Origin of the sequence: Rubrivivax sp. A210 (genome assembly GCF_904426505.1) — a bacterium.
In the GTDB taxonomy this organism is placed as follows: domain Bacteria; phylum Pseudomonadota; class Gammaproteobacteria; order Burkholderiales; family Burkholderiaceae_C; genus Rubrivivax.
The window spans coordinates 37825-60177 of sequence record NZ_CAJGBN010000006.1 but is presented as its reverse complement, the minus strand read 5'-3'; the positions used below and the strand labels follow the sequence as shown (position 1 = coordinate 60177).

General features: G+C 65.5%; 4 protein-coding genes. All 4 read left to right on the top strand.

The window, feature by feature from the left end; all coding sequences use genetic code 11:
- The first annotated feature begins 71 nt into the window (after positions 1–71).
- From JMV16_RS06270 to JMV16_RS06255, 4 genes are read left to right on the top strand one after another with little or no spacing between them, the layout of a single operon-like run.
- A complete protein-coding gene (locus JMV16_RS06270; protein ID WP_236580389.1) occupies positions 72–1340 on the top strand; it encodes a TolC family protein in 1269 nt (422 codons plus the stop codon).
- Positions 1337–3454, top strand: coding sequence for an ATP-binding cassette domain-containing protein (locus JMV16_RS06265; protein ID WP_201493334.1), 2118 nt, complete (start codon positions 1337–1339; stop codon positions 3452–3454). The genes JMV16_RS06270 and JMV16_RS06265 overlap by 4 nt, the downstream gene beginning before the upstream one ends.
- The gene (locus tag JMV16_RS06260; protein ID WP_201493333.1) at positions 3451–4596 is read left to right on the top strand and encodes an HlyD family efflux transporter periplasmic adaptor subunit; all 1146 of its coding nucleotides are present in this window, start codon (positions 3451–3453) and stop codon (positions 4594–4596) included. The genes JMV16_RS06265 and JMV16_RS06260 overlap by 4 nt, the downstream gene beginning before the upstream one ends.
- 29 nt (positions 4597–4625) lie before the next feature.
- Positions 4626–22352, top strand: a complete 17727-nt coding sequence (locus JMV16_RS06255) for an Ig-like domain-containing protein (protein WP_201493332.1) — start codon at positions 4626–4628, stop codon at positions 22350–22352.
- Position 22353: the final 1 nt, after the last annotated feature.

Here is a 22353-nt window from a genome sequence, read left to right as displayed (position 1 = left end):
TCATGATTCCGGGGGCTCGAAATCCGGTTTGTCGGTCACCCCAGGGGTGGCGGTGCAAGGGCTTGTGCGCTGTGCTTGCAGCCTGGCTCGTCGCCATCGGCAGCAGTCTGCCATGGGCCGCCTGGGCCGCTCCGCAGACCGGAAGCTCGCTCCAGGTTCTCATTGCGGAGGTGCTGGCACGCCATCCGCAACTGGCGGTGCAAGGCGCATCCCTGCGCGCGGCCGAAGCCGGTGTTGAAGGTGCCCGGTGGCAGTTCTACCCGACGCCTTCACTGAGCGTCGAGAACGCGGCGGTCAGCGCCGGTGACAGCAGCTACACAGGGGACAAGCAAGTCACCATTCTGGGCTTGCGCCAGTCACTGTGGAATGCCGGCCGCTTGTCAGCCAATCTGGACAGAGCGCGTGCCACGGTGTTGCTCAACAGTGCGCTCCTGGCGGAGTCCAGGCTGCAACTTGTGATGCGCGTGATTCAGGCGTATGGCGAATGGGCGGCTGCCCATGACAAGCAGAAGATCTATGCCACGGGCCTGGTGCTGCATCAGCAGATGAAGGACATGGTGGTTCGCCGGGTGCAGGAAGGACAGTCCGCACCGAGTGACCAGATCCTGGCGGAAGAACGGCTGGCCATGCTGGAAGCGGATGCGCTGGCGAGCGGCACGCAAAAGCAGACCGCCATGCTCAAGCTCACCCAGTTGGCCGGGCGCCCGGTTCTCGAGCCGGAGTTGGCGCAGCGGGCGGCCACGGCCCACCCTTTGGCCCACACGCTGGAACAGTTGCTGCGGCAGGCGCAGGACAGTTCCCCTACGCTGGCCCGGTATCGCGCCATCGCACAGTCGCAAGCCAGTCTGGTTGCCGAGCGTCAAGCCGACCAGTGGCCCGAAGTCTATGCCCGACTGGAGCGTCAGTTCGGCAACTACAGCGCGCCCGGGCGGGCGCCGGTGACGCGCGCTTTCATCGGCCTGAGCACCCGTTTCGGCGCGGGCCTCTCGACCCAATCCTCGATTGCCGAGGCCCGGGGTCAGCAGGACGCCGCCCTGGCTGAGATCGAGGTGCAACGACTGGGCTTGCAAGAGCAGGTCATGGTGGACCACACCGTGCTTGTGCAGTCCGATGCGCGCCGCCTCGCGTTGCAGCAGGGGGCAGCCAAGTCCCAACTGGTTCAGCAATCATGGGACCGGCAATTTCTGTCGGGCCGCAAGACCTGGCAAGACCTGATGAACTCTGCGCGCGAACACATTCAACTCGAAACGCAGATGGCAGATCTGGAGGCCACCCGTCTGGTGGCATTTTGGCGCCTGCTGGCCGTCACCGACTACGAACACCTGTTGACGCCGCCATGACCGAAAGCGCCTTGCTCCGCACCCTCATCCGCCTGAGTGAGCTTCAGCGGGAAAGTGTGGATCGCCTGGCCCTGCAGGAGGCCGTATCCGTCGCACAAGCCGCGGGTACTCCGGTGCAGCAACAGTTCAAGTCCTTCGCGGCCCACCTGGGAATCGATGCGCCGCGCTGGATCAAGGAGCCCGACGGCTCGCAGCTGCCGATGCTGGCCTGTGGGGCAGCGGGTGAATTCGGCCTCATCCTGGGCCGCAACGGCCAGGGGCTCTGGATTCTCAGCCAATGGCAGGGCGACCAGAAGCAGTGGACCGAGGAAGCGCGCAGCACACTGGATGAATTTGCCTTGGCGAGCCTGCGCCTTTCCGCGCCGTTTCGGGCGGGCGCAAGTCCGGTTCTGGCCATCATCCAGGCCGAGGTGCTGAGCCACCGTGCGCTGTTGCTGGAAGCCTCGCTCGGCGGTCTGGTCATCGGCGTGCTGGGCATTGCTGTCTCGTTCTACTCGATGCAGGTGTACGACCGCGTGATTCCGGCCGGTGCCTTGCAGACGCTGCTGGTGCTGAGCCTGGGAGCGCTGGCTGCCGTCGGCCTGGATTGGCTGGCAAGGCGTGCCCGCTCGCAATTGCATGATCAACTGATCGAGCGCATGGACCAGCGCCTGGCCCGCACGGTGTTCCTGCGCCTGTTGTCGGTTCGGCTGGATCAGATGCCCCGCAGCGTGGGCACGCTCTCCGGGCAATTGCGCGGTTACGAGATGGTGCGCGCCTTTCTGACCCAGGCCGCGGGCAGTGCGCTGATCGATTTGCCCTTCATGCTGGTGTTCCTGGCGCTGATCGCAGCCTTGGGCGGCATGCTGGCGGCCATTCCGCTGTTCTTCTTTGTCGCCGCGGTCAGCACCAGTCTCTGGATGCACGGCCGCATGCAGCGTGCTGCCAAGGCGGCGAGCGCGGCCGGCAACTTCAAGACCGGCCTGCTGGTGGAAACCATCGAAGGCGCCGAGACCATCAAGTCCGGCCAGGGAGGCTGGCGCATGCTGGGCCGCTGGCTCAAGAGCACCGACCAGTCGCGCCAGGCCGAGATGGATTCACGTCGCCTGAGCGAGCAGTACCAACAGATGATGGGCGCCTTCCAGCAGTTCAGCTACATCCTGCTGGTGGCCTTCGGCGCCTGGATGGTCGCGCGCAACGAACTCACCATGGGCGCCCTGATTGCCTGCTCGATCCTGGCCGGGCGCGTGCTGGGCCCGGTGGCCTTGATTGCCGGCCAGCTGATGCAGTGGGCCCATACCCGGGCGGCGCTCGAAGGGCTGGACCAGCTCTGGCGCCTGCAGGACGATCACCATGACCACACACCGGTCCTGGTCGATCAGCTTCGCGGTGACTACCGCATGCAGGGCGTCACGCTGCAGTACGGTGCCCAGCCTGCCCTGCACATCCCGGAACTGCGCATTGTGGCGGGCGAGCGCGTCGGCATCGTCGGCCCGGTGGGCGCGGGCAAGACCACATTGCTGCGCCTGCTCTCGGGCATGTACAAGCCACAAGAGGGCAGCATCCGGCTGGATGACGTAGACCTGGCCCAGCTCTCCAAACCCCTGTTGGCCGAACACGTGGGCTATCTGCAGCAGGAGGGACGCCTGTTTGCCGGCACCCTGCGCGACAACCTGGTGCTCGGCATGGTGGACCCGGGCGACGAAGTCCTGGTCAGGGTCGCGCAGCGAACCGGACTGTTTGCCTCGGTGATCGCGGTGCATCCGCGCGGGCTGCAACAAGAGATCTACGAAGGCGGCAGCGGGCTCTCGGGCGGGCAGCGCCAAATGGTCAATCTGACGCGGGTGTTCCTGCGCAGGCCCCGCATCTGGCTGCTCGATGAGCCCACGGCGGCGGTGGACAGCCAGAGCGAGCGTCAGATCACTGCCCTGCTGCAGCAGACGCTTGCAGCCGACGACACCCTGGTGCTGGTCACGCACAAGCCCGAGATGCTGAACCTGGTCAATCGGCTGATCGTCATTGCCAACCACCGCATCGTGATGGATGGGCCTACGGCCAGTGTGATGGAGCGCCTGCAAGGGGCTCCTGTGCAAGCCACCGGCGCTGTCCCGGTTGTTGCCGCGGTCCCCGCATGAAGCTGCCGACCCTGCGGGTTCTGCCCGTGATGACCCTGGGCCTGGTGCTTTTCCTGGCCTGGGCCGGCTACTTCGAGATCGAGCAGACCGTGCGCACCCAGGGGCAGGTCATCCCCGGCGCGCGCACCCAGATCATCCAGGCTGTTGACGGTGGCGTGCTGTCTGCCATTCGGGTGCAGGAGGGCGACCGCGTCACGCAGGGCCAGGTGCTGGCGGTGCTGGAAACCGAACGGGCTCGTGCCTCTTTCGATGAGAGCCAATCCAAGGTGGCCGCCCTGGCCGCCGCCCTTGAGCGAGCGCATGCGGAGGCCGAAGGCCGCGCGCCTGCCTTTGGGCGCGCCTTGGCCGCGCACGCCCATCTGGTAGCGGCCCAGATGGCACTTTATGCGCAGCGCCAGCAAAGCCTGAGCGAAGCGGTCGCGGCGCTCGATGACTCCCTGCGCCTGGCCAGCGAGGAGTTGCGCATCAACGAGAAGCTGATGGCCAGCGGCGATATCAGCCAGGTTGAACTGCTGCGGGCCCGGCGCCAGGTGCTGGAGCTGAAGGCCAAGATGCAGGAGTTGCAAAGCAAGTACCGGCAAGAGGCCCGCACCGAAGCCGCAAAGCTGGAAGAGGAACTCGCCGGGCAGCGCTTTCGCCGCGACGAGCGACGCAATGTGCTGGACCACACGGCGCTCACCGCTTCGATGGACGGTGTCGTGAAGTACCTGCGCTTCAACACCGTGGGCGGCGTGTTGCGGGCCGGTGACGAGGTGATGCAGATCTCCCCGACCGATGGTGAGTTGCTGCTCGAAGTGAAGTTGAACCCGACCGATATCGGCTTGCTGCGCGTGGGCCTGCCCGTTCAACTGCGTCTGGACGCCTTTGACTACACGCTTTATGGCAGTGCGCAGGGCGAATTGGTTTACCTGGGTTCTGACACGCTGACCGAGCCCGGCCCGAATGGCCAGCCGCTCACAGCCTACCGCGGCCGCATACGCCTGACCTTGGAAAAGCTGGCTCTTCACCACAAGCTGCGCAGCGCCGATATCAAGCCCGGCATGACGGCAACGGCCGACATACAGGTCGGCCACAGAACCGTCCTGCAATACCTCACCAAACCCATTGCGCGCGCCTTTGGCGGAGCCATGACCGAGCGCTGAACGTCAACCCCTTCCAGGAAGGATTCCCCATGACTGCCCTGCAAACGCCCAACGCCAGGATTCAACTCAAGTCGGATCATGCTGAAAGCTGGGTACTTGAGAAAGGCCGCACCACACGGGTCAAGGCGAAGGCCGGCAGCCACTACCGTGTCATGGCCGGCGCTGACGGTCAGGAGGTCGATGCCACCCAGGTGTCGGCAAGTCGACATGCCAATGACTTGCACATTGTCGTTCTGGGCGACAAGCAGCTGGTGCTGGAAGACTTCTACGGCGAATGCCGTGCCGCAGCCTGCGCGGTGAACCTGGCGGGCGATAACTCAACGGGCTACGTCATTTCTGGCGACAGTCCCGTGGGTGCCCCGCTGGGCGATGGCGGCGGCCTGGTCTATGCCTATGGCGAAACATCTCCGCTGGTGCAGAACCTGGGCATCAGCGAGAGCCTGGCGGGCTTCAGCACCCAGGCCGGCATGTCTACCTACATTCCCCCGGCATCCCATGCGGCGTGGCTGACGCCAGCCTGGGCCGCCGCAGCCGGCATGGGCTTGGTGGCTACCCTGGGCAGCCAGAGTTCAGGGGGTGGCAGCCAGGCCTACACCATCACCGTCACCGCCCTGGCAGGCAAATTCATTGCAGCAGACCAGGTCGACATCTACGACAAGGATGGCAACTTCCTGGCCCAAGGGCAACTCAACCCCGTCACCGGGCAATACGTGGCCACCATCACCAACGGCTACCGTGGTGCCATCCTGGTCAAGCTCACTGACAACAATGGCGTCGCTGCCGATTTCAATGACGAAACGACCGGCGCGGCGCGCAGCCTGAATACCGAATTGCGCGCCATGGCCGTGGTGGACGGCAGTTCCAACGTCGCCGTGACCGTGTCTCCCCTGACGGAGTTGGCTGCACGCAGCGCCGGCCTCACCGGCAACCGCGTGACCGAGTCCGATGTGCTGACCAATCAGAAGATCGCTCGCATCTTCGGCGTGGCCGACATCACGGGGCCGGCTGTCACTGTCCTGGATGCCGCCTACGACGAAGGCAACGGCGTCAGTGCAGCAGAGCAATACGGCCAGGTGCTGGCGGCGCTGTCGGGTGCGGATGCCGTGAGTGGCAGCATCGACGCCACGCTGCAACGGCTGCAGGACGCCCTGGTGACCAGCCCGGCGGACCCGACCCAGTTGGCCATCAAGCAGACGGGGGTGGACCTGATGGATGCGGGCGCTTCGGCGTTCGAGTCAGGTGCCCAGGCAGGTGCGGCGGCCTTGACTGTTCAGAACAGCCAGAAGGCTCCTTGGGTGGCGAGTGCCACCGATGGCCTGAACACCGCGACCGAAGCCGGCGCGGGGACCAGCATCAAGGCCGCCATCGGCACGGCCACTGCCGGCACGGTGGTAAATGTGGTCTGGGGGTCGCAGAGCTTCGACTACACCCTGACGGCCAACGACGTCGCTGCCGGTGTGGCCACCATTGCGGTGGCCGCCAATGTCATTGCGGCGGCAGGCGATGGGAACATCGCCATCACCACCAAGGTAGGCAACAACACGGCCAGTCCGGCGGTGATCATCGTGGTGGACACGTCGGCCCCCACCGCCTTGCCCGACCTCGCGGTCATCAGCGACACCGGTGCCAGCGCGACAGACCATGTGACCAGCACCCGGACCCCCATCTTCAATGTCGGGCCCTTGCCGGCTGGCGTGAACGCGGTGGAACTTCTGGTCGATGGCCAGGTGGTTGCCGCCACCTACAACGCTGCCAACGGTGAATTGTCCCCCGGCACGCCGCTGGGTGATGGCGTCAGCGCGATCAGCTTCCGGTACCTGCGGGGCGGCTTTGCTGGCGCTGCCAGCCCGGCCTTGTCCGTCACGATCGACAGTGCCGCCCCAGCCGCACCCACGATGACCGGCGTTTCCGACAATGCCGCGCCCGTGACGGGCACCGTGGCCAACAACGGCAGCAGCAACGACAGCACCCCCACCGTCGCGGGCACGGCCGAGGCCCACACCACGGTCACGCTCTACCAGGGCAATGCCGTGATCGGATCGGCCCGGGCCGATAGCGCCGGCCATTGGAGCTTCACCCCGGCTACGCCCCTGGCAGATGGCCACTACGAGCTGAGCGCCAAGGCCATGGACGCGGCCGGCAACGAAGGCCCGGCCAGCAGCGTTCACTCCTTCGGCATCGATACCCTCGCGCCCTCGGCCCCTTCCGCTGCGCCCGACCTCGCGGCCGCCAGTGATAGCGGCATCGCCACCGACAACATCACGCACGACACCACACCCGGCCTGGCCATTGCCGCTCCCGCCCCCGGCGACACGGTCAAGCTCTACGTCAACGGGCTTGAGGTGGCGTCCAGCTATGTCAATGGGGAGCTCACGCCCACCGCGGCACTCGGCGACGGTGTCAAGACCCTCACCTACAGCCATGTCGATGCGGCGGGCAACGAAGGCCCGCAAAGCCCGGCCCTGGCCGTGACGATCGACACCACGGAGGCCGCCACCCCCACGGCCAACCCCAGCGGCGGACGACTCTTCACCGGCACCGCCGAACCCGGCACCACGGTGACGCTGAACTGGACGGACGGCACGCCCCAGACGGCCACCCTGACAGCCGATGCCAATGGCAACTGGCGTTACCCGGGCACCGGCTTGCTGCCGGCTGGCATTCCAAACGGAACCGTCATCACCGTGGCATCGGTCGATGCAGCCGGCAACCCTGCCCAACGCACCGGCAGCGTGGTGGTCGATACCTTGCCCCCCACCCTAGACAGCGTGCTGGACGACGCCGGTCGCATCACCGGCAGCGTGGCCGGCAACGCCCGCACCGACGACACCACCCCCACCTTGAGCGGCACCACCGGCACGGCCGGCGGCGGCGCAGGCGATGTGCTGAAGGTATTCAATGGCAACACCCATCTGGGCGATGCCACCATCAACGCCAGCGAAGGAACCTGGAGCTTCACGCCCCCCACGCCGCTGGCCGAAGCTGCCGTCAACCTGAGCGTCAAATGGGTCAGTGCCGGCAACACCCCCATCAGCAGCGGCGGATCCGCGGTGTACAGCGTCACGGTAGACACCACGGCACCGGGTGCGCCGGTCAATGCGCCAGACCTGGTGGCCCCGGACGACAGCGGCAGCAGTTCCAGCGACAACATCACCCACAGGACCCTGCCCACGCTCAATCTGGGTTCCGGCCTGATCGAGGGTGATGTGGCCCGGCTCGTGGTGTCGGTCGACGGTACCGAGATCGCAGGCACCTACAACCCGACCACCGGCGACTTCGTGCCCGGCACAGCCCTCGCCGAAGGCACCCACAGCCTTGCCTATCGGCTCGCGGATGCTGCGGGCAATCTCGGTGCCCCCAGCCCGGCGCTCACGCTCACCATCGACAGCACGGCGCCGACCGGGCCCGCAGGGACCCCCGATCTGGCTGCCGCCAGCGACACCGGTGTCAGCAGCACCGATGAGCTCACGGCCGACCCCACGCCCGTCTTCCAGATCGGCGCCTTGCCGGCCGGCGCCGCGGGGGTCTCGCTCTTCGTCGACGGCGTGGAAGTCGCCTCCGTCTACGACCCCGCCACGGGTGAACTGGGCGCTGCGGTCGCACTGTCCGACGGCACCAGGGCCATCACCTACAGGTATGTCGACGCCGCCGGAAACCGCAGCGCGGCCAGCCCGGCACTCTCCATCACGGTGGACACCACGGCGCCGCCCATGCCGGCGGGAGCCCCCGATCTCACCACCGCCAGCGACACCGGCGCCAGCGCCACCGACAACATCACCCACGATGCGACCCCCGGCTTCGCCATTGCCGCACCGGCCGCCGGCGACACCGCCAGGCTTTATGTGGATGGCGTGGAGGTGGCGGCAAGCTTGGTCAATGGTGAACTCACGCCGGTCCATGCGCTGGGTGAGGGCTCCCACGCCATCAGCTACCGCTATGCCGATGCCGCAGGCAGTGTCGGCCCGGCCAGCGCGGGACTGAACATCACCATCGATACGGCCGCGCCCATCGCCCCCTTGGCCAACCCCAGTGGCGGGCGCCTGTTGACCGGCGTTGCCGAGCCCGGCAATACCGTGACCCTGAACTGGACACCCGCCGGTGGCACGCCGCAAGCCGCCACCGTCGTGGCCAATGCCGATGGCGGCTGGCGCTACCCCGAAGCGGGCGCACCCGCCCTGAACCTCGGGGATGGCACCGTGGTCACCGTCACCGCGGCCGACCCCGCGGGCAACCCGGCTCCCGGCAGCGCCACGGTCACCGTCAGTGTGGCCGGCCCCACCATCGACAGCGTGACCGACGACGTTGCCCGCGTCCTGGGCAGCGTGGCCCGCGATGGCAGCACCAACGACACCCAGCCCACGCTCAGCGGCCATGTCGGCACCAACACCGGCAGCGTTGCCGGCGATTTCTTGCGCATCTTCGATGGCAGCAATTACCTGGGCGATGCCACCGTGGATGCCGCCACCGGCACCTGGCGCTTTGCCCCCGCCACCGCCCTGGCAGAGGGCAGCCATGCCCTGACCGCGCAATGGGTCACCGGGGGCACGGCCAACACCTCCAATGGCAGCCTTGCGAGCAACGGGGCCTCGTCCGCGTTCAGCCTGACCATTGACAGCACCGCGCCGGCTGCACCCGCCGCCCCCGACCTCTTGTCCAGCAGCGACAGCGGTGCCAGCACCACCGACGACATCACCGCCGACGTCACCCCAGGCCTTGCCGTCACCGCGCCGGCCGTCGGCGAGAGCATCAAGCTCTATGTCGATGGTGTCGAAGTGGCCGCTGTCTACGACGCGGGCCTTGGCACGCTCACACCGACCCAGCCTCTGGGCGACGGCTTGCACAGCATGGCCTACGGCTATGTAGATGCCGCAGGCAACATCGGCGCCCGCAGCCCCGGCCTGCCCGTCACCATCGACACCACCGCACCGGCGGCACCCGCAGCCCCCGACCTGCTCGCAGCCAGCGATACCGGTGCCAGCGCGACCGACGACATCAGCGCCGACAACACCCCCGGCTTTGGCGTTGCCGCGCCTGCTGCGGGCGAAAGCATCCAACTCTTCGTGGACGGCATCGAAGTGGCGGCCAGCTATGACCCCGCCACCGGCAGCCTGACACCCAGCGCTGCACTGGCCGACGGCGTACACGCCATCCGCTACGGCTACACCGATGCGGCCGGCAACAGCGGCGCTCGAAGCCCGGCATTGACGGTCACCGTGGATACCTCGGTGCCTTCAGCGCCCCTGAACACCCCCGACCTGAGCGCCGCCAGCGACACCGGCCTCAGCCCCACCGATGACCTGACCCGCAGCACCACGCCCAGCTTTGCCATCGGCACTTTGCCGGGCGGCGCAGCCCTGGCCAGGCTCTACATCGACGGCGTGGCCGTGGCCGCCAACTACGATGCCGGCACCGGTGCCCTCACGCCCACAGCGGCCCTCGCTCAAGGCGCCAGGTCCATCACCTACACCTTGGTGGATGGCGCCGGAAACGAGAGTGCCCCCAGTGCCCCCTTGGCCATCACGATCGATGCCACGGGCCCCGCGCTGGACCCCACGGCCAACCCCAGTTCAGGCCGCGCATTCGCCGGCAGTGCCGCGCCCGGCGACACGGTCACGCTGACGTGGACCGAGAGCGGTGTGCCCAAGACGGCCACGGTGGTCGCCAATGCCAACGGCAGCTGGAGCTACAGCCCCGCCAACCAGGTGCCCAACGCCACCGTGGTGACCGTGACCGCCACCGACCCGGCGGGCAACCCGGCGCCGCGCACGGCAGCCGTCACGGTGGACATCAGCGCCCCGACCTTGGACAGTGTGCTCGACAACAGGGCACTGCACACCGGCGAAGTCGCCAATGGGGGCTTGACCAACGATGCCACCCTGACCCTGTCGGGCATGACCGGCTCGGCCAGCGGCAACCATCTGCGCGTGTGGGATGGCAACACCTACCTGGGTGATGCGGTGGTGGACAGCGTGACCGGCACCTGGTCGTTCACCACGCCGCCCCTCAGCGACGCCAGCCACAACCTGCAAGTGAGCTGGGTCAGCGCCGGAACCGCCGGCATCAACGACGGCACGCCCACCAGCAACGGTGCTTCCGCGGTCCGAAGCGCCGTGGTGGACGCCACGGGCCCCGCCGCACCAGGCGCAGCCCCCGACCTGGTGGCCGCCCACGACAGTGGCGCAAGCAGTACCGACGATGTCACCAGCGTCACCCAACCCACCATCAACCTGGGCAGCGGCCTGATTGCGGGCGAAGTCACGGCGGTGGAAGTCACGGTGGACGGCGCCGCCGTTGCCGGCACCTACAACACGAGCACGGGCGACTTTGTCTTGAGCCAGCCGCTGGCAAGCGGTGACCACACCGTGAGCTTCAGCTTGATCGACCTGGCGGGCAACTTCAGTGCTGCCAGCCCAAGCCTCAACCTGAGCATCGACACCGCGGCACCGGCCGCCCCGGCTGTCAGCCGCGTGAGCGATGACGCGGCGCCGGTGACCGGCGACGTGGCCGCCGCAGGCATCACCAACGACAGCACGCCCCTGATTGCCGGCACGGCCGAGGCCAACGCCACGGTCAACCTCTACAACGGCAGCACCTTGCTGGGCACCACCACGGCAGGCGCCGACGGTGCCTGGACCTTCACACCGGTCAGCCCTCTGGCCGAGGGCGCGTACGCCATCACCGCCAACGCCACCGATGCCGCAGGCAACACAAGCCCTGCCAGCGCCGTGCGCAGCTTCACCCTGGACACCACGGCCCCAGCCACACCCGCCGCCGCCCCTGACCTGAGCGCTGCCAGCGACACGGGTGGCAGCAGCACGGACGACGTCACCCAGGACACCACCCCCACCTTTGCCATCGGATCCTTGCCCTCCGATGCCCGTACCGTCACCTTGCTGGTGGACGACGTGGCCGTGGCCGCCACCTATGACCCCGTCACCGGCGAAATCACCCCCGACAGCCCGCTGTCCGATGGCGTCAGGCGCATGGCCTACAGGTACGTCGATGCAGCGGGCAACATCAGCGCTGCCAGTCCCGCCTTGAGCATCACCATCGATGCCACGGCCCCGGCAGCGCCAGGCATCGCCCGCGTGACGGACGATGCCGCTCCCGTGACCGGCACGGTGGCCAACGCAGGCAACACCAACGACAGCACGCCCACCATCGCCGGCACGGCCGAAGCCAACGCCACCGTCAACGTCTACAACGGCGCCACGCTGCTGGGCAGCACCACGGCCGACGCTTCCGGCAACTGGGCCTTCACGCCCGCATCGGCCCTGGCCGATGGAACCTATGCCATCACCGCCAAGGCCACCGACGCCGCTGGCAACGAGAGTGCCGCCAGCGCCGTGCAAACCCTCACGCTGGACACCTCGGCCCCTGCAGCGCCGGCCATCACCAGCGTCAGCGACAACGCAGCGCCGGTGACCGGCACGGTGGCCAACCCAGGCAGTACCAACGACACCACACCCACCATCGCCGGCACGGCCGAAGCCAACGCCACCGTCAACGTCTACAACGGCGCCACGCTGCTGGGCAGCACCACGGCTGACGCCTCCGGCAACTGGGCCTTCACGCCCGCATCGGCCCTGGCCGATGGCGCCTACGCCATCACCGCCAAGGCCACCGACGCCGCTGGCAACGAGAGTGCCGCCAGCGCCGTGCAAACCCTCACGCTGGACACCTCGGCCCCTGCAGCGCCGGCCATCACCGGCGTCAGCGACAACGCCGCGCCGGTGACCGGCACTGTTGCCAACGCAGGCAACACCAACGACACCACACCCACCATCTCGGGCACGGCAGAAGCCAACGCCACGGTCAACGTCTACAACGGCGCCACGCTGTTGGGCAGCGCCACGGCAGACGCTTCCGGCAACTGGGCCTTCACGCCCGCATCGGCCCTGGCCGATGGAACCTATGCCATCACCGCCAAGGCCACCGATGCCGCCGGCAACGAAGGTGCGGCCAGCGTCGCCAGCAGCTTCACGCTCGACACCACGGCACCCGCAACGCCGGCCATCACCGGCGTCAGCGACAACGCCGCGCCGGTGACCGGCACTGTTGCCAACGCAGGCCAGACCAACGACAGCACGCCCACCATCACGGGCACGGCCGAAGCCAACGCCACCGTCAACGTCTACAACGGCGCCACGCTGCTGGGCAGCACCACGGCAGACGCTTCCGGCAACTGGGCCTTCACGCCCGCATCGGCCCTGGCCGAGGGCGCCTATGCCATCACCGCCAAGGCCACCGACGCCGCCGGCAACGAAAGCGCCGCCAGCGCCGCGAGCACCTTTAGGCTGGATACCTCGGCGCCCGCAGCGCCGGCCATCACCAGCGTCAGCGACAACGCCGCGCCGGTGACCGGCACGGTGGCCAACGCAGGCATCACCAACGACAGCACGCCCACCATCGCCGGCACGGCCGAAGCCAACGCCACCGTCAACGTCTACAACGGCGCCACGCTGCTGGGCAGCACCACGGCAGACGGCTCCGGCAACTGGGCCTTCACCCCCGCATCGGCCCTGGCCGAGGGCGCCTACGCCATCACCGCCAAGGCCACCGACGCCGCCGGCAACGAAAGCGCCGCCAGCGCGGCAAGCAACTTCACGCTGGACACCACGGCGCCCGCAGCGCCGGCCATCACCGGCGTCAGCGACAACGCCGCGCCGGTGACCGGCACGGTGGCCAACGCAGGCAACACCAACGACACCACGCCCACCATCACGGGCACGGCCGAAGCCAACGCCACCGTCAACGTCTACAACGGCGCCACACTGCTGGGCAGCGCCACGGCGGACGCCTCCGGCAACTGGGCCTTCACGCCCGCTGCCGCCCTGGCCGAGGGCACCTATGCCATCACCGCCAAGGCCACCGATGCCGCCGGCAACGAAAGCGCCGCCAGCGCCGTCAGCAGCTTCACGCTCGACACCTCGGCGCCCGCCGCGCCGGCCATCACCAGCATCAGCGACAACGCAGCGCCGGTGACAGGCGCGGTGGCCAACGCAGGCAGCACCAACGACACCACGCCCACCATCACGGGCACGGCCGAAGCCAACGCCACCGTCAACGTCTACAACGGCGCCACGCTGCTGGGCAGCACCACGGCAGACGCTTCCGGCAACTGGGCCTTCACCCCCGCAGCGGCCCTGGCCGAGGGCGCCTACGCCATCACCGCCAAGGCCACCGATGCCGCCGGCAACGAGAGCGCCGCCAGCGCCGCCAGCAGCTTCACGCTCGACACCTCGGCGCCCGCCGCGCCGGCCATCACCAGCATCAGCGACAACGCCGCACCGGTGACAGGCACTGTTGCCAACGCAGGCAACACCAACGACACCACGCCCACCATCGCCGGCACGGCCGAAGCCAACGCCACCGTCAACGTCTACAACGGCGCCACGCTGCTGGGCAGCACCACGGCAGACGCTTCCGGCAACTGGGCCTTCACGCCCGCATCGGCCCTGGCCGATGGCACCTACGCCATCACCGCCAAGGCCACCGACGCCGCTGGCAACGAGAGTGCCGCCAGCGCCGCAAGCAACTTTACGCTGGACACCTCGGCCCCTGCAGCGCCGGCTATCACCGGCGTCAGCGACAACGCCGCGCCGGTGACAGGCACTGTTGCCAACGCAGGCAATACCAACGACACCACACCCACCATCGCCGGCACGGCCGAAGCCAACGCCACCGTCAACGTCTACAACGGCGCCACACTGCTGGGCAGCACCACGGCAGACGCTTCCGGCAACTGGGCCTTCACGCCCGCATCGGCCCTGGCCGATGGCACCTATGCCATCACTGCCAAGGCCACCGATGCTGCCGGCAACGAAGGTGCGGCCAGCGCCGCCAGCAGCTTCACGCTCGACACCACGGCGCCCGCAACGCCGGCCATCACCAGCATCAGCGACAACGCCGCGCCGGTGACAGGCACGGTGGCCAACGCAGGCATCACCAACGACACCACACCCACCATCGCCGGCACGGCCGAAGCCAACGCCACCGTCAACATCTACAACGGCACCACGCTGCTGGGCAGCACCACGGCGGACGCCTCCGGCAACTGGGCCTTCACGCCCGCTGCCGCCCTGGCCGAGGGCAGCTATGCCATCACCGCCAAGGCCAGCGATGCCGCCGGCAATGAAGGTGCCGCCAGCGCCGCAAGCAACTTCACGCTCGACACCACGGCACCCGCAGCGCCGGCCATCGTCAGCGTGTCAGACAACGTGCGCACCCCTGGCCTGATCGCCGACGCGGGCATCACCGACGACGCCACGCCCACTTTCAGTGGCACGGCCGAATCCAATGCGACGGTCAGCCTGTTCAACGGGGCCACCCTGCTCGGCAGCACCACGGCCGATGCGGCGGGCCAATGGACCTTCACGCCGGGCAGCGCGCTCGCCAGCGCCAGCTACTCGGTCACGGCGCAGGCCAGTGACGCGGCGGGCAATGCCGGCGCCAGCAGTGCCGCCAAGGCCTTCCGCATCGATGCCACGGCCCCCACCTTGTCCAGCAGCAGCCCGGCCGACAACGCCAGCACCGTGAATGCCGGCGACAACCTCGTGCTGACTTTCAGCGAAGCCGTGCAGGCGGGCAGCGGCAACATCGTGATCAGCAATGGCACGGACACCCGCACCATCAGCATCGGTGACGCCACCCAGGTCACCATCAGCGGCAGCACCGTCACCATCAACCCCACGGCAGACCTGCAGCCCGGCAGCGCCTACAACGTGCTGATTGCCGCCACGGCCCTGAGGGATGCGGCAGGCAACCCCTTTGCGGGCATTGCCGATGCCACCGTGCTGAACTTTGCAACCGTCAGCCCGGCATTCAGGCTGCAGTCGCTCACCGGCGGCAGCACCGAAGGCTTTGCCATCCTGGGTGAAGCCTTGAGCGATAGCAGCGGGTATGCGGTCTCCAATGCCGGGGATGTCAATGGCGATGGACTCGATGACCTGATCATCGGCGCGGCCGATGCCAGCGCCCGTCCCGGCAAGGCCTATGTGGTGTTCGGCTCCAGCACCTTGGCCGGGCCTGTGCATCTCAGCGCGGTTGCGGCCGGCAGCGGCGGCTTCGCCATGTTCGGCTCAGGCACCAGCCAGGCCGGCTATTCCGTATCGGATGCCGGCGACGTGAACGGTGACGGCCTGGCCGATCTGCTGGTCGGCTCGATCTATGCAGACCCGAACGGCAGTGTGGACGGTGGCCAGAGCTTCGTCGTCTACGGAAAGACCAGCACGGGCTCGATCCAGCTCAGCAGCCTGACGGCAGGCGGCAGCAGCGCCGGCTTCGCCATCAATGGCCACTGCTTCCAGGGCGGGGCTGGCGTGAGTGTCTCGGGCGCAGGCGATGTCAACGGGGATGGCCTGGCGGACATCATCGTCGGCGCGCCGGGTGCGGGTGGCGGCGGCCAGAGCTACATCGTCTTCGGCACCACCGCCGGCACCCGCGCGACCGTCGAACTTTCGGCCGTCGCCGCCGGCAGTGGCGGCTTCGTGGTCAACGGCAGCATGACCGATGCGTCAACCATCGGCAGCGGCGCCAGCGTCTCGGCGGCGGGTGACGTCAACGGCGACGGCCTGGCTGACCTGGTCATCGGCGCCGGCAGCCGGGATGGCATGGGACGTACCTATGTGGCCTTTGGCAAGACCGGCACTGGCGCCATTGCACTGTCCGCAGTGGCCACCCAATCCACCGGCTTCTTGATCAACGGCTTCACCGATGGCAGCAGCAACTCGAGTCAAAGCGGCTACAGCGTCTCGACAGTGGGCGATGTCAACGGCGACGGGCTGTCCGACCTCATCGTGGGTGCGCCGACCGCCAATGTGCTGGGTCGTCTGGACACCGGCCGCAGCTTCGTGGTCTTCGGCAAGACCGATGCGCTGGCCGTCGATCTCTCGGCCGTTGCAGCGGGCTCCGGGGGCTACATGATCACGGGCGAGACCAACCCTACCCAAACGGCCTGGAGCGTTTCCGGTGCCGGTGATGTCAATGGCGATGGCCTCGGCGACATGATCGTGGGCGCCCCGCTATACCGCAGCGTGGGGCGCTCCTACCTGGTGTACGGAAAGTCGGGCACGGCAGCCGTCGAGCTGACGGCGGTCGCAGCCGGCAACGGCGGCTTCGCCATCGACACCGATGGGTCCAACAGTCGGGCCGGCTTCAGCGTTTCGGCAGCGGGTGACGTCAACGGTGACGGACTCGATGACCTGCTGATCGGTGACTACGTGCGAAATGGCGACGCGGGCGGTGCAGGGCGCAGCTACGTCATCTTCGGCAGCACCGGTGGCGGCTTTGCCGCCGCCACGGCCGTCGACGTGGTGGGAACCTCGGGTGACGACACCCTGGACGACGGCGGTACCGCCAAGACCATCGTGGCCAACACCGGCAACGACAGCATCACGGCCACCGCGGCCAGCGTGGTGTATGCCGGCGCCGGCAACGACCGCATCGAGATCGACGGCGCCATGATCACGGCGCTGCAGTCAAACCTGGGCGCCGGTGGCAACAGTGGCCAGCTGGTGCGCGTCGATGGCGGGGGTGGCATCGACACCCTGGCCCTGAACGGGGCAGGCCTGACCCTGGACCTGACCGCCATCGCCGATCAGGCCGCCGGCAACGCCATCGGGGGCAGCCGCCTGGACAGCATCGAGAGAATCGACCTGACGGGCAGCGGCAACAACACGCTGACGCTCGATCCCGCGGACATTCACGGCCTGGCCGGCATGAACCTGTTCAACGACGGCAACGGCGGAACCGGCTTGGGTGCCGCCGTGGCGCGCCACCAACTGCTGGTGGACGGTGATGCCGGTGACGTGCTCAATGCCAGCGGCACCTGGAACGACGCCGGCACCATCACGGCGGGCGGCCAGACCTATGCGGTCTACAACGACACCACGAGCGCTGCGCAGCTGCTGGTGGATACCGACATCACGAGGAACATCACGGCCCCCGTCGATACCGCACCAACCCTGGTGAACAGCAGCCCGGCAGATAACGCTACCGGAGTTACTGCGGCGAGTAACATCGTGCTGACCTTCAGTGAGGCCATCGTCGCTGGGACGGGTAATATCGTGATCAGCAATGGCACCGATACCCGGACCATCAGCGTTACAGATACCAGTCAGGTAACGATCAGCGGCAATACCCTCTCCATCAACCCGGCCACCGATTTGCAATCCGGCACTTACAACGTGCAGATGCTCAGCGGGGTGATCAAGGATTCGACCAACAATCCGTATGCTGGCATCTCGGATGCAACAACCTTGAATTTCCGTGTACCAGCAACCCCCGTCGCGGTGGTGGAGTTGTCTGCGGTAGAGAGCGGAACCGGCGGCTTCGTGATCAACGGTGAGTGTGCCAGTGGCCTTTCAGGGTGGTCAGTGTCCTCTGCGGGCGATGTCAATGGCGATGGTTTGAATGATGTCATCATTGGTGCGCGCGGCATGCTTGGCGGTTCTGGGCGTGGGTATGTCGTTTTTGGCAAGACGGACAACACTGTTGCCGTCGAACTGTCTGCCGTCAAACTGGGCAGCGGTGGTTTTGCCATTGATTCCGCTTCGCCTTCTGGCAAGTTGGGCTTTTCCGTATCTTCAGCTGGCGACATGAACGGCGACGGGCTGGCCGATTTGCTGATTAGTGCCCAGAGTGAAACTAGAGCAGCAAACTTCTCCGGCGCCAGTTATGTGGTTTTCGGAAAAACCAGCGGGACTTCGGTGAATTTGGCAAGTATCGGATCCAACGGCTTTGTCATTGGCGGCGGCACAGACAATTACGCCATGGGGTACGAGGTCTCATCGGCAGGTGACGTGAACGGCGATGGCGTCAGCGACGTCATCATTGGCGCCAACCCCGACGTGTCTTATGTGGTTTTTGGAAAATCCAGTACCACCGCAGTCACTTTGCCTACCCTGAGTGTGACGACCACCAACGCCGGTTATTTCATGATTGATGGCCGCGGTGTTGGCAATGCCAATGACGGCCTACACGTTTCCTCAGCCGGGGACGTCAACGGCGACGGTTTGGCCGATCTGCTGATTGACTCCAGTTTGAGTGAAAACTATGTGGTGTTTGGCAAGACCGATGCCTCAATCGTGCAATTGAGCAGCCTGGGCGCAGGCGGCTTCAAGATCAATGCGGCAACCGCATTGGAATCAGGTCTGAATGCGAGCGGTCTTAACGGCGCCGCCATCGGTGATGTGAATGGAGACGGACTCGCTGACCTGATCGTTGCCAACACGTTCGCTTCCCCGCATGGATCAACTTCGGGTCGAAGCTATGTCCTCTTTGGCAAGGCCGGTTCGGCGGCAATCGAGTTGTCGTCGGTAATTGGCGGCACAGGCGGTTTTATCATCAACGGGATGTGTTCTGGCGAGGCGACCGGCTGGGATATTTCCTCGGCTGGCGACATGAATGGCGATGGGCTAGGCGATATGCTGGTATCCAGCCAGGCGTTCAATGCCAACACAGGGCGTACCTACGTCATCTATGGGAGAACGGCGACAACGGCTGTCGAGTTATCCGATATTGCAGCAGGGAGTGGTGGATTCATTGTCAATGGTGCGAGCAGTGGGCAAGCGAGCGGTACCTCGGTGTCGTCAGCCGGCGATATCAATGGAGATGGTTTATCTGATTTGTTGATCGGTGCGACCAGTGGAAGACCTGGAGGGCGCACGACGGCGGGTCAAACCTACGTGGTCTTCGGTGGTGAGCAATTTGCGAGCACCGTCGATTACCTGGGTGACACGTTCGCCAACTCTTTGGTAGGCACTGCCAGTAGCGAAACATTTGCGGCGGGCGCCGGAAACGACACGCTCACCGGTAACGGCGGGGCTGATGTCATGTATGGCGGTGCAGGGAACGATGTGTTTGTACTCAACGCCGATAACATCAGTAAATTGTCTGCTGGCGTAAGCGATGGCCAGCTGGCTCGGGTTGCCGGCGGCACCGGCCTGGATACTTTGCAAGTGACGGGCGGCGCCAACCTCGACCTGACCGCGATTGCCAATGTGGGCGCTGGCACGCCAAATGGGTTTAGCAGGATCGAGAGCATCGAGAAAATCGACCTCGCAACCGATGCCGGCGCCAACACACTGACGCTGGCTCCAGCCGACATCCGCGACATGGCCGGGATGAATGTCTTCAACGCCGGTAACGGCTGGACAGACCTGGGGGCCAAGGTGCAGAAGCATCAACTGCTGATCGATGGCCATGCCGGAGATGTGCTCAATGCCAGCGGCACATGGACTGACTTCGGCACTACCACCGTCGGTGGCCAGACTTATACGATTTACAACGATCAAGCCAGTGCAACGCAATTGCTGGTTGATACCGACATCACGCGCAACATCAGTGCTGTCGTCGATGTGGCACCGACGCTGGCCAGCAGCAGCCCGGCAGACAATGCCACAGGCGTTGCCACCGCCAGCAATATCGTCCTCACTTTCAGCGAGGCGGTTGTGGCGGGGAGCGGCAATATCGTCATCAGCAATGGCACCGATACCCGGACCATCAGCGTTACAGATACCACTCAGGTAACGATTAGCGGCAATACCCTCACCATCAATCCGGCCACCGATTTGCAATCCGGCACTTACAACGTGCAGATGCTCAGCGGGGTGATCAAGGATTCGACCAACAATCCGTATGCTGGCATCTCGGATACAACCACCTTGAATTTCCGTGTGCCAGTTGCGGTGGTGGAGTTATCGGCGGTGGCCAACGGGCTCGGTGGTTTTGTTATCAATGGTGAATCTGCCAGTGGCCTTTCAGGGTATTCAGTGTCATCAGCGGGAGACGTTAATGCCGATGGTTTGGATGACGTCTTCATTGGTGCGCCTTATATGCTGGGCCAGTATGGCCGTGGGTACGTGGTTTTTGGCAAAACTGATACCGCTGCCGCCGTCGAGCTTTCTGCCGTAAAACTCGGCAGCGGTGGCTTTGCCATTGATTACGGTACGCCTCTCGGCCAATTGGGTCTTGCCGTATCGGCCGCTGGCGATATGAACGGCGACGGGTTGGCCGATTTGCTGATTGGCGCCCCAATTGAAACCAGAAACGCCGCCCAGTCCGGGGCCAGCTATGTGGTATTTGGAAAAACCAGCGGGACATCGGTGAATTTGGCAAGTATCGGGACCAACGGCTTTGTGATTACCGGTGGCACAACCACTAACTACGGCCTTGGGTCGGACGTCGCAGTGGCCGGCGATGTCAACGGTGATGGCAGTAGCGATATCGTTGTTGGCAGTGTTTCCGATGTGTCTTATGTCGTTTTTGGCAAATCCAGTTCTACGGCAATCAATTTGCCATCAAAAGGTGATACGACTACCAACGCCGGTTATTTCATGATTGATGGCCGCGGTGTTGGGGACATTCAGGACGGCGCTTCTCTTTCCTCCGCAGGAGACATCAATGGCGACGGCTTGGCCGACCTGCTGGTTGGCTCCGGGCGCGCGGAGAATTACGTGGTGTTTGGCAAAACCGATGTCTCCATCGTTCAATTGAGCAACCTGGGAGCCGGTGGCTTCAAGATCAATGCGGCGACCAATTTGGAGACAGGGGGGAATTTGAACGGCCAAAGTGGTGCCTCCATCGGTGATGTAAACGGCGACAACCTCGCAGACCTGATTGTTGCGAACACAGCCGCTGACCCACATGGTTCAAATGAGGGACGAGGCTATGTCATCTTTGGCAGAACCGGTTCGGCGGCAGTGGAACTGTCGGCCGTTATTGGGGGTGTAGGCGGTTTCGTCATCAACGGGATGTGTTCCGGCTCGCTAACCGGCTCTGACGTTTCGTCAGCCGGTGACATGAACGGCGATGGCTTGGGCGATATGCTGATTTCCGCCCATAGGTTCCTAGGAAATAAAGGGCGAACCTACGTCGTCTATGGGAGAACGGCGACAACGGCAGTTGAGCTTTCCGATATTGCAGCAGGTAATGGTGGATTCATTATCAATGGTGTGTGCACAGGGGAAGCGAGTGGTTTCTCGGTGTCGTCAGCCGGCGATGTCAATGGGGATGGGCTATCTGACCTGCTGATTGGCGCAAGTAATGCGAATCCTGGAGGGCGTACGAACGCTGGCCAAACTGCCATTGTTTTTGGTGGCGAGCAATTTGCCACCACCGTCGATTTCATGGGTGACACGTCCGCTAACTCTCTCGACGGTACTGCCATTGGCGAAACATTTGCGGCGGGCGCTGGCAACGACACGCTCACAGGTAACGGCGGGGCGGATGTCATGTACGCCGGTGCAGGAAACGATGTGTTTGTGCTTAACGCCGACAACATCAGCAAGTTGTTTGCTGGCGTTACCGATGGCCAGCTGGCGCGGGTTGCCGGCGGCACCGGCCTGGATACCCTGCAAGTAACGGGCGGCGCTACTCTCGACCTGACGGGGATCACCAATTTGGGTGGTGGCACGCCGGGCGGCTTCAGCCGGATCGAGAGCATCGAGAAGATCGATCTCGCCACCGATACGGCTGCCAACACACTGACGATTCGTGCCAAAGATGTGATCGATATGTCCGGTATGAACCTTTTCAATGTGGATGGCGCAGCCACTGCAGACCGATTCCATCAATTGATGATCAAGGGTGATGCGGGGGACACCGTGAATATTGGTTCGGGTTGGACGGCGACGGGAATTACCTACACGGATGCCGCTGACAGCAACCACACCTACAAGGTCTATCAAGACACCGCAGCTCACGCCCAGTTGTTGATTGACGACGCCATCGTCACCGCCAGCCATGTGATCTGAG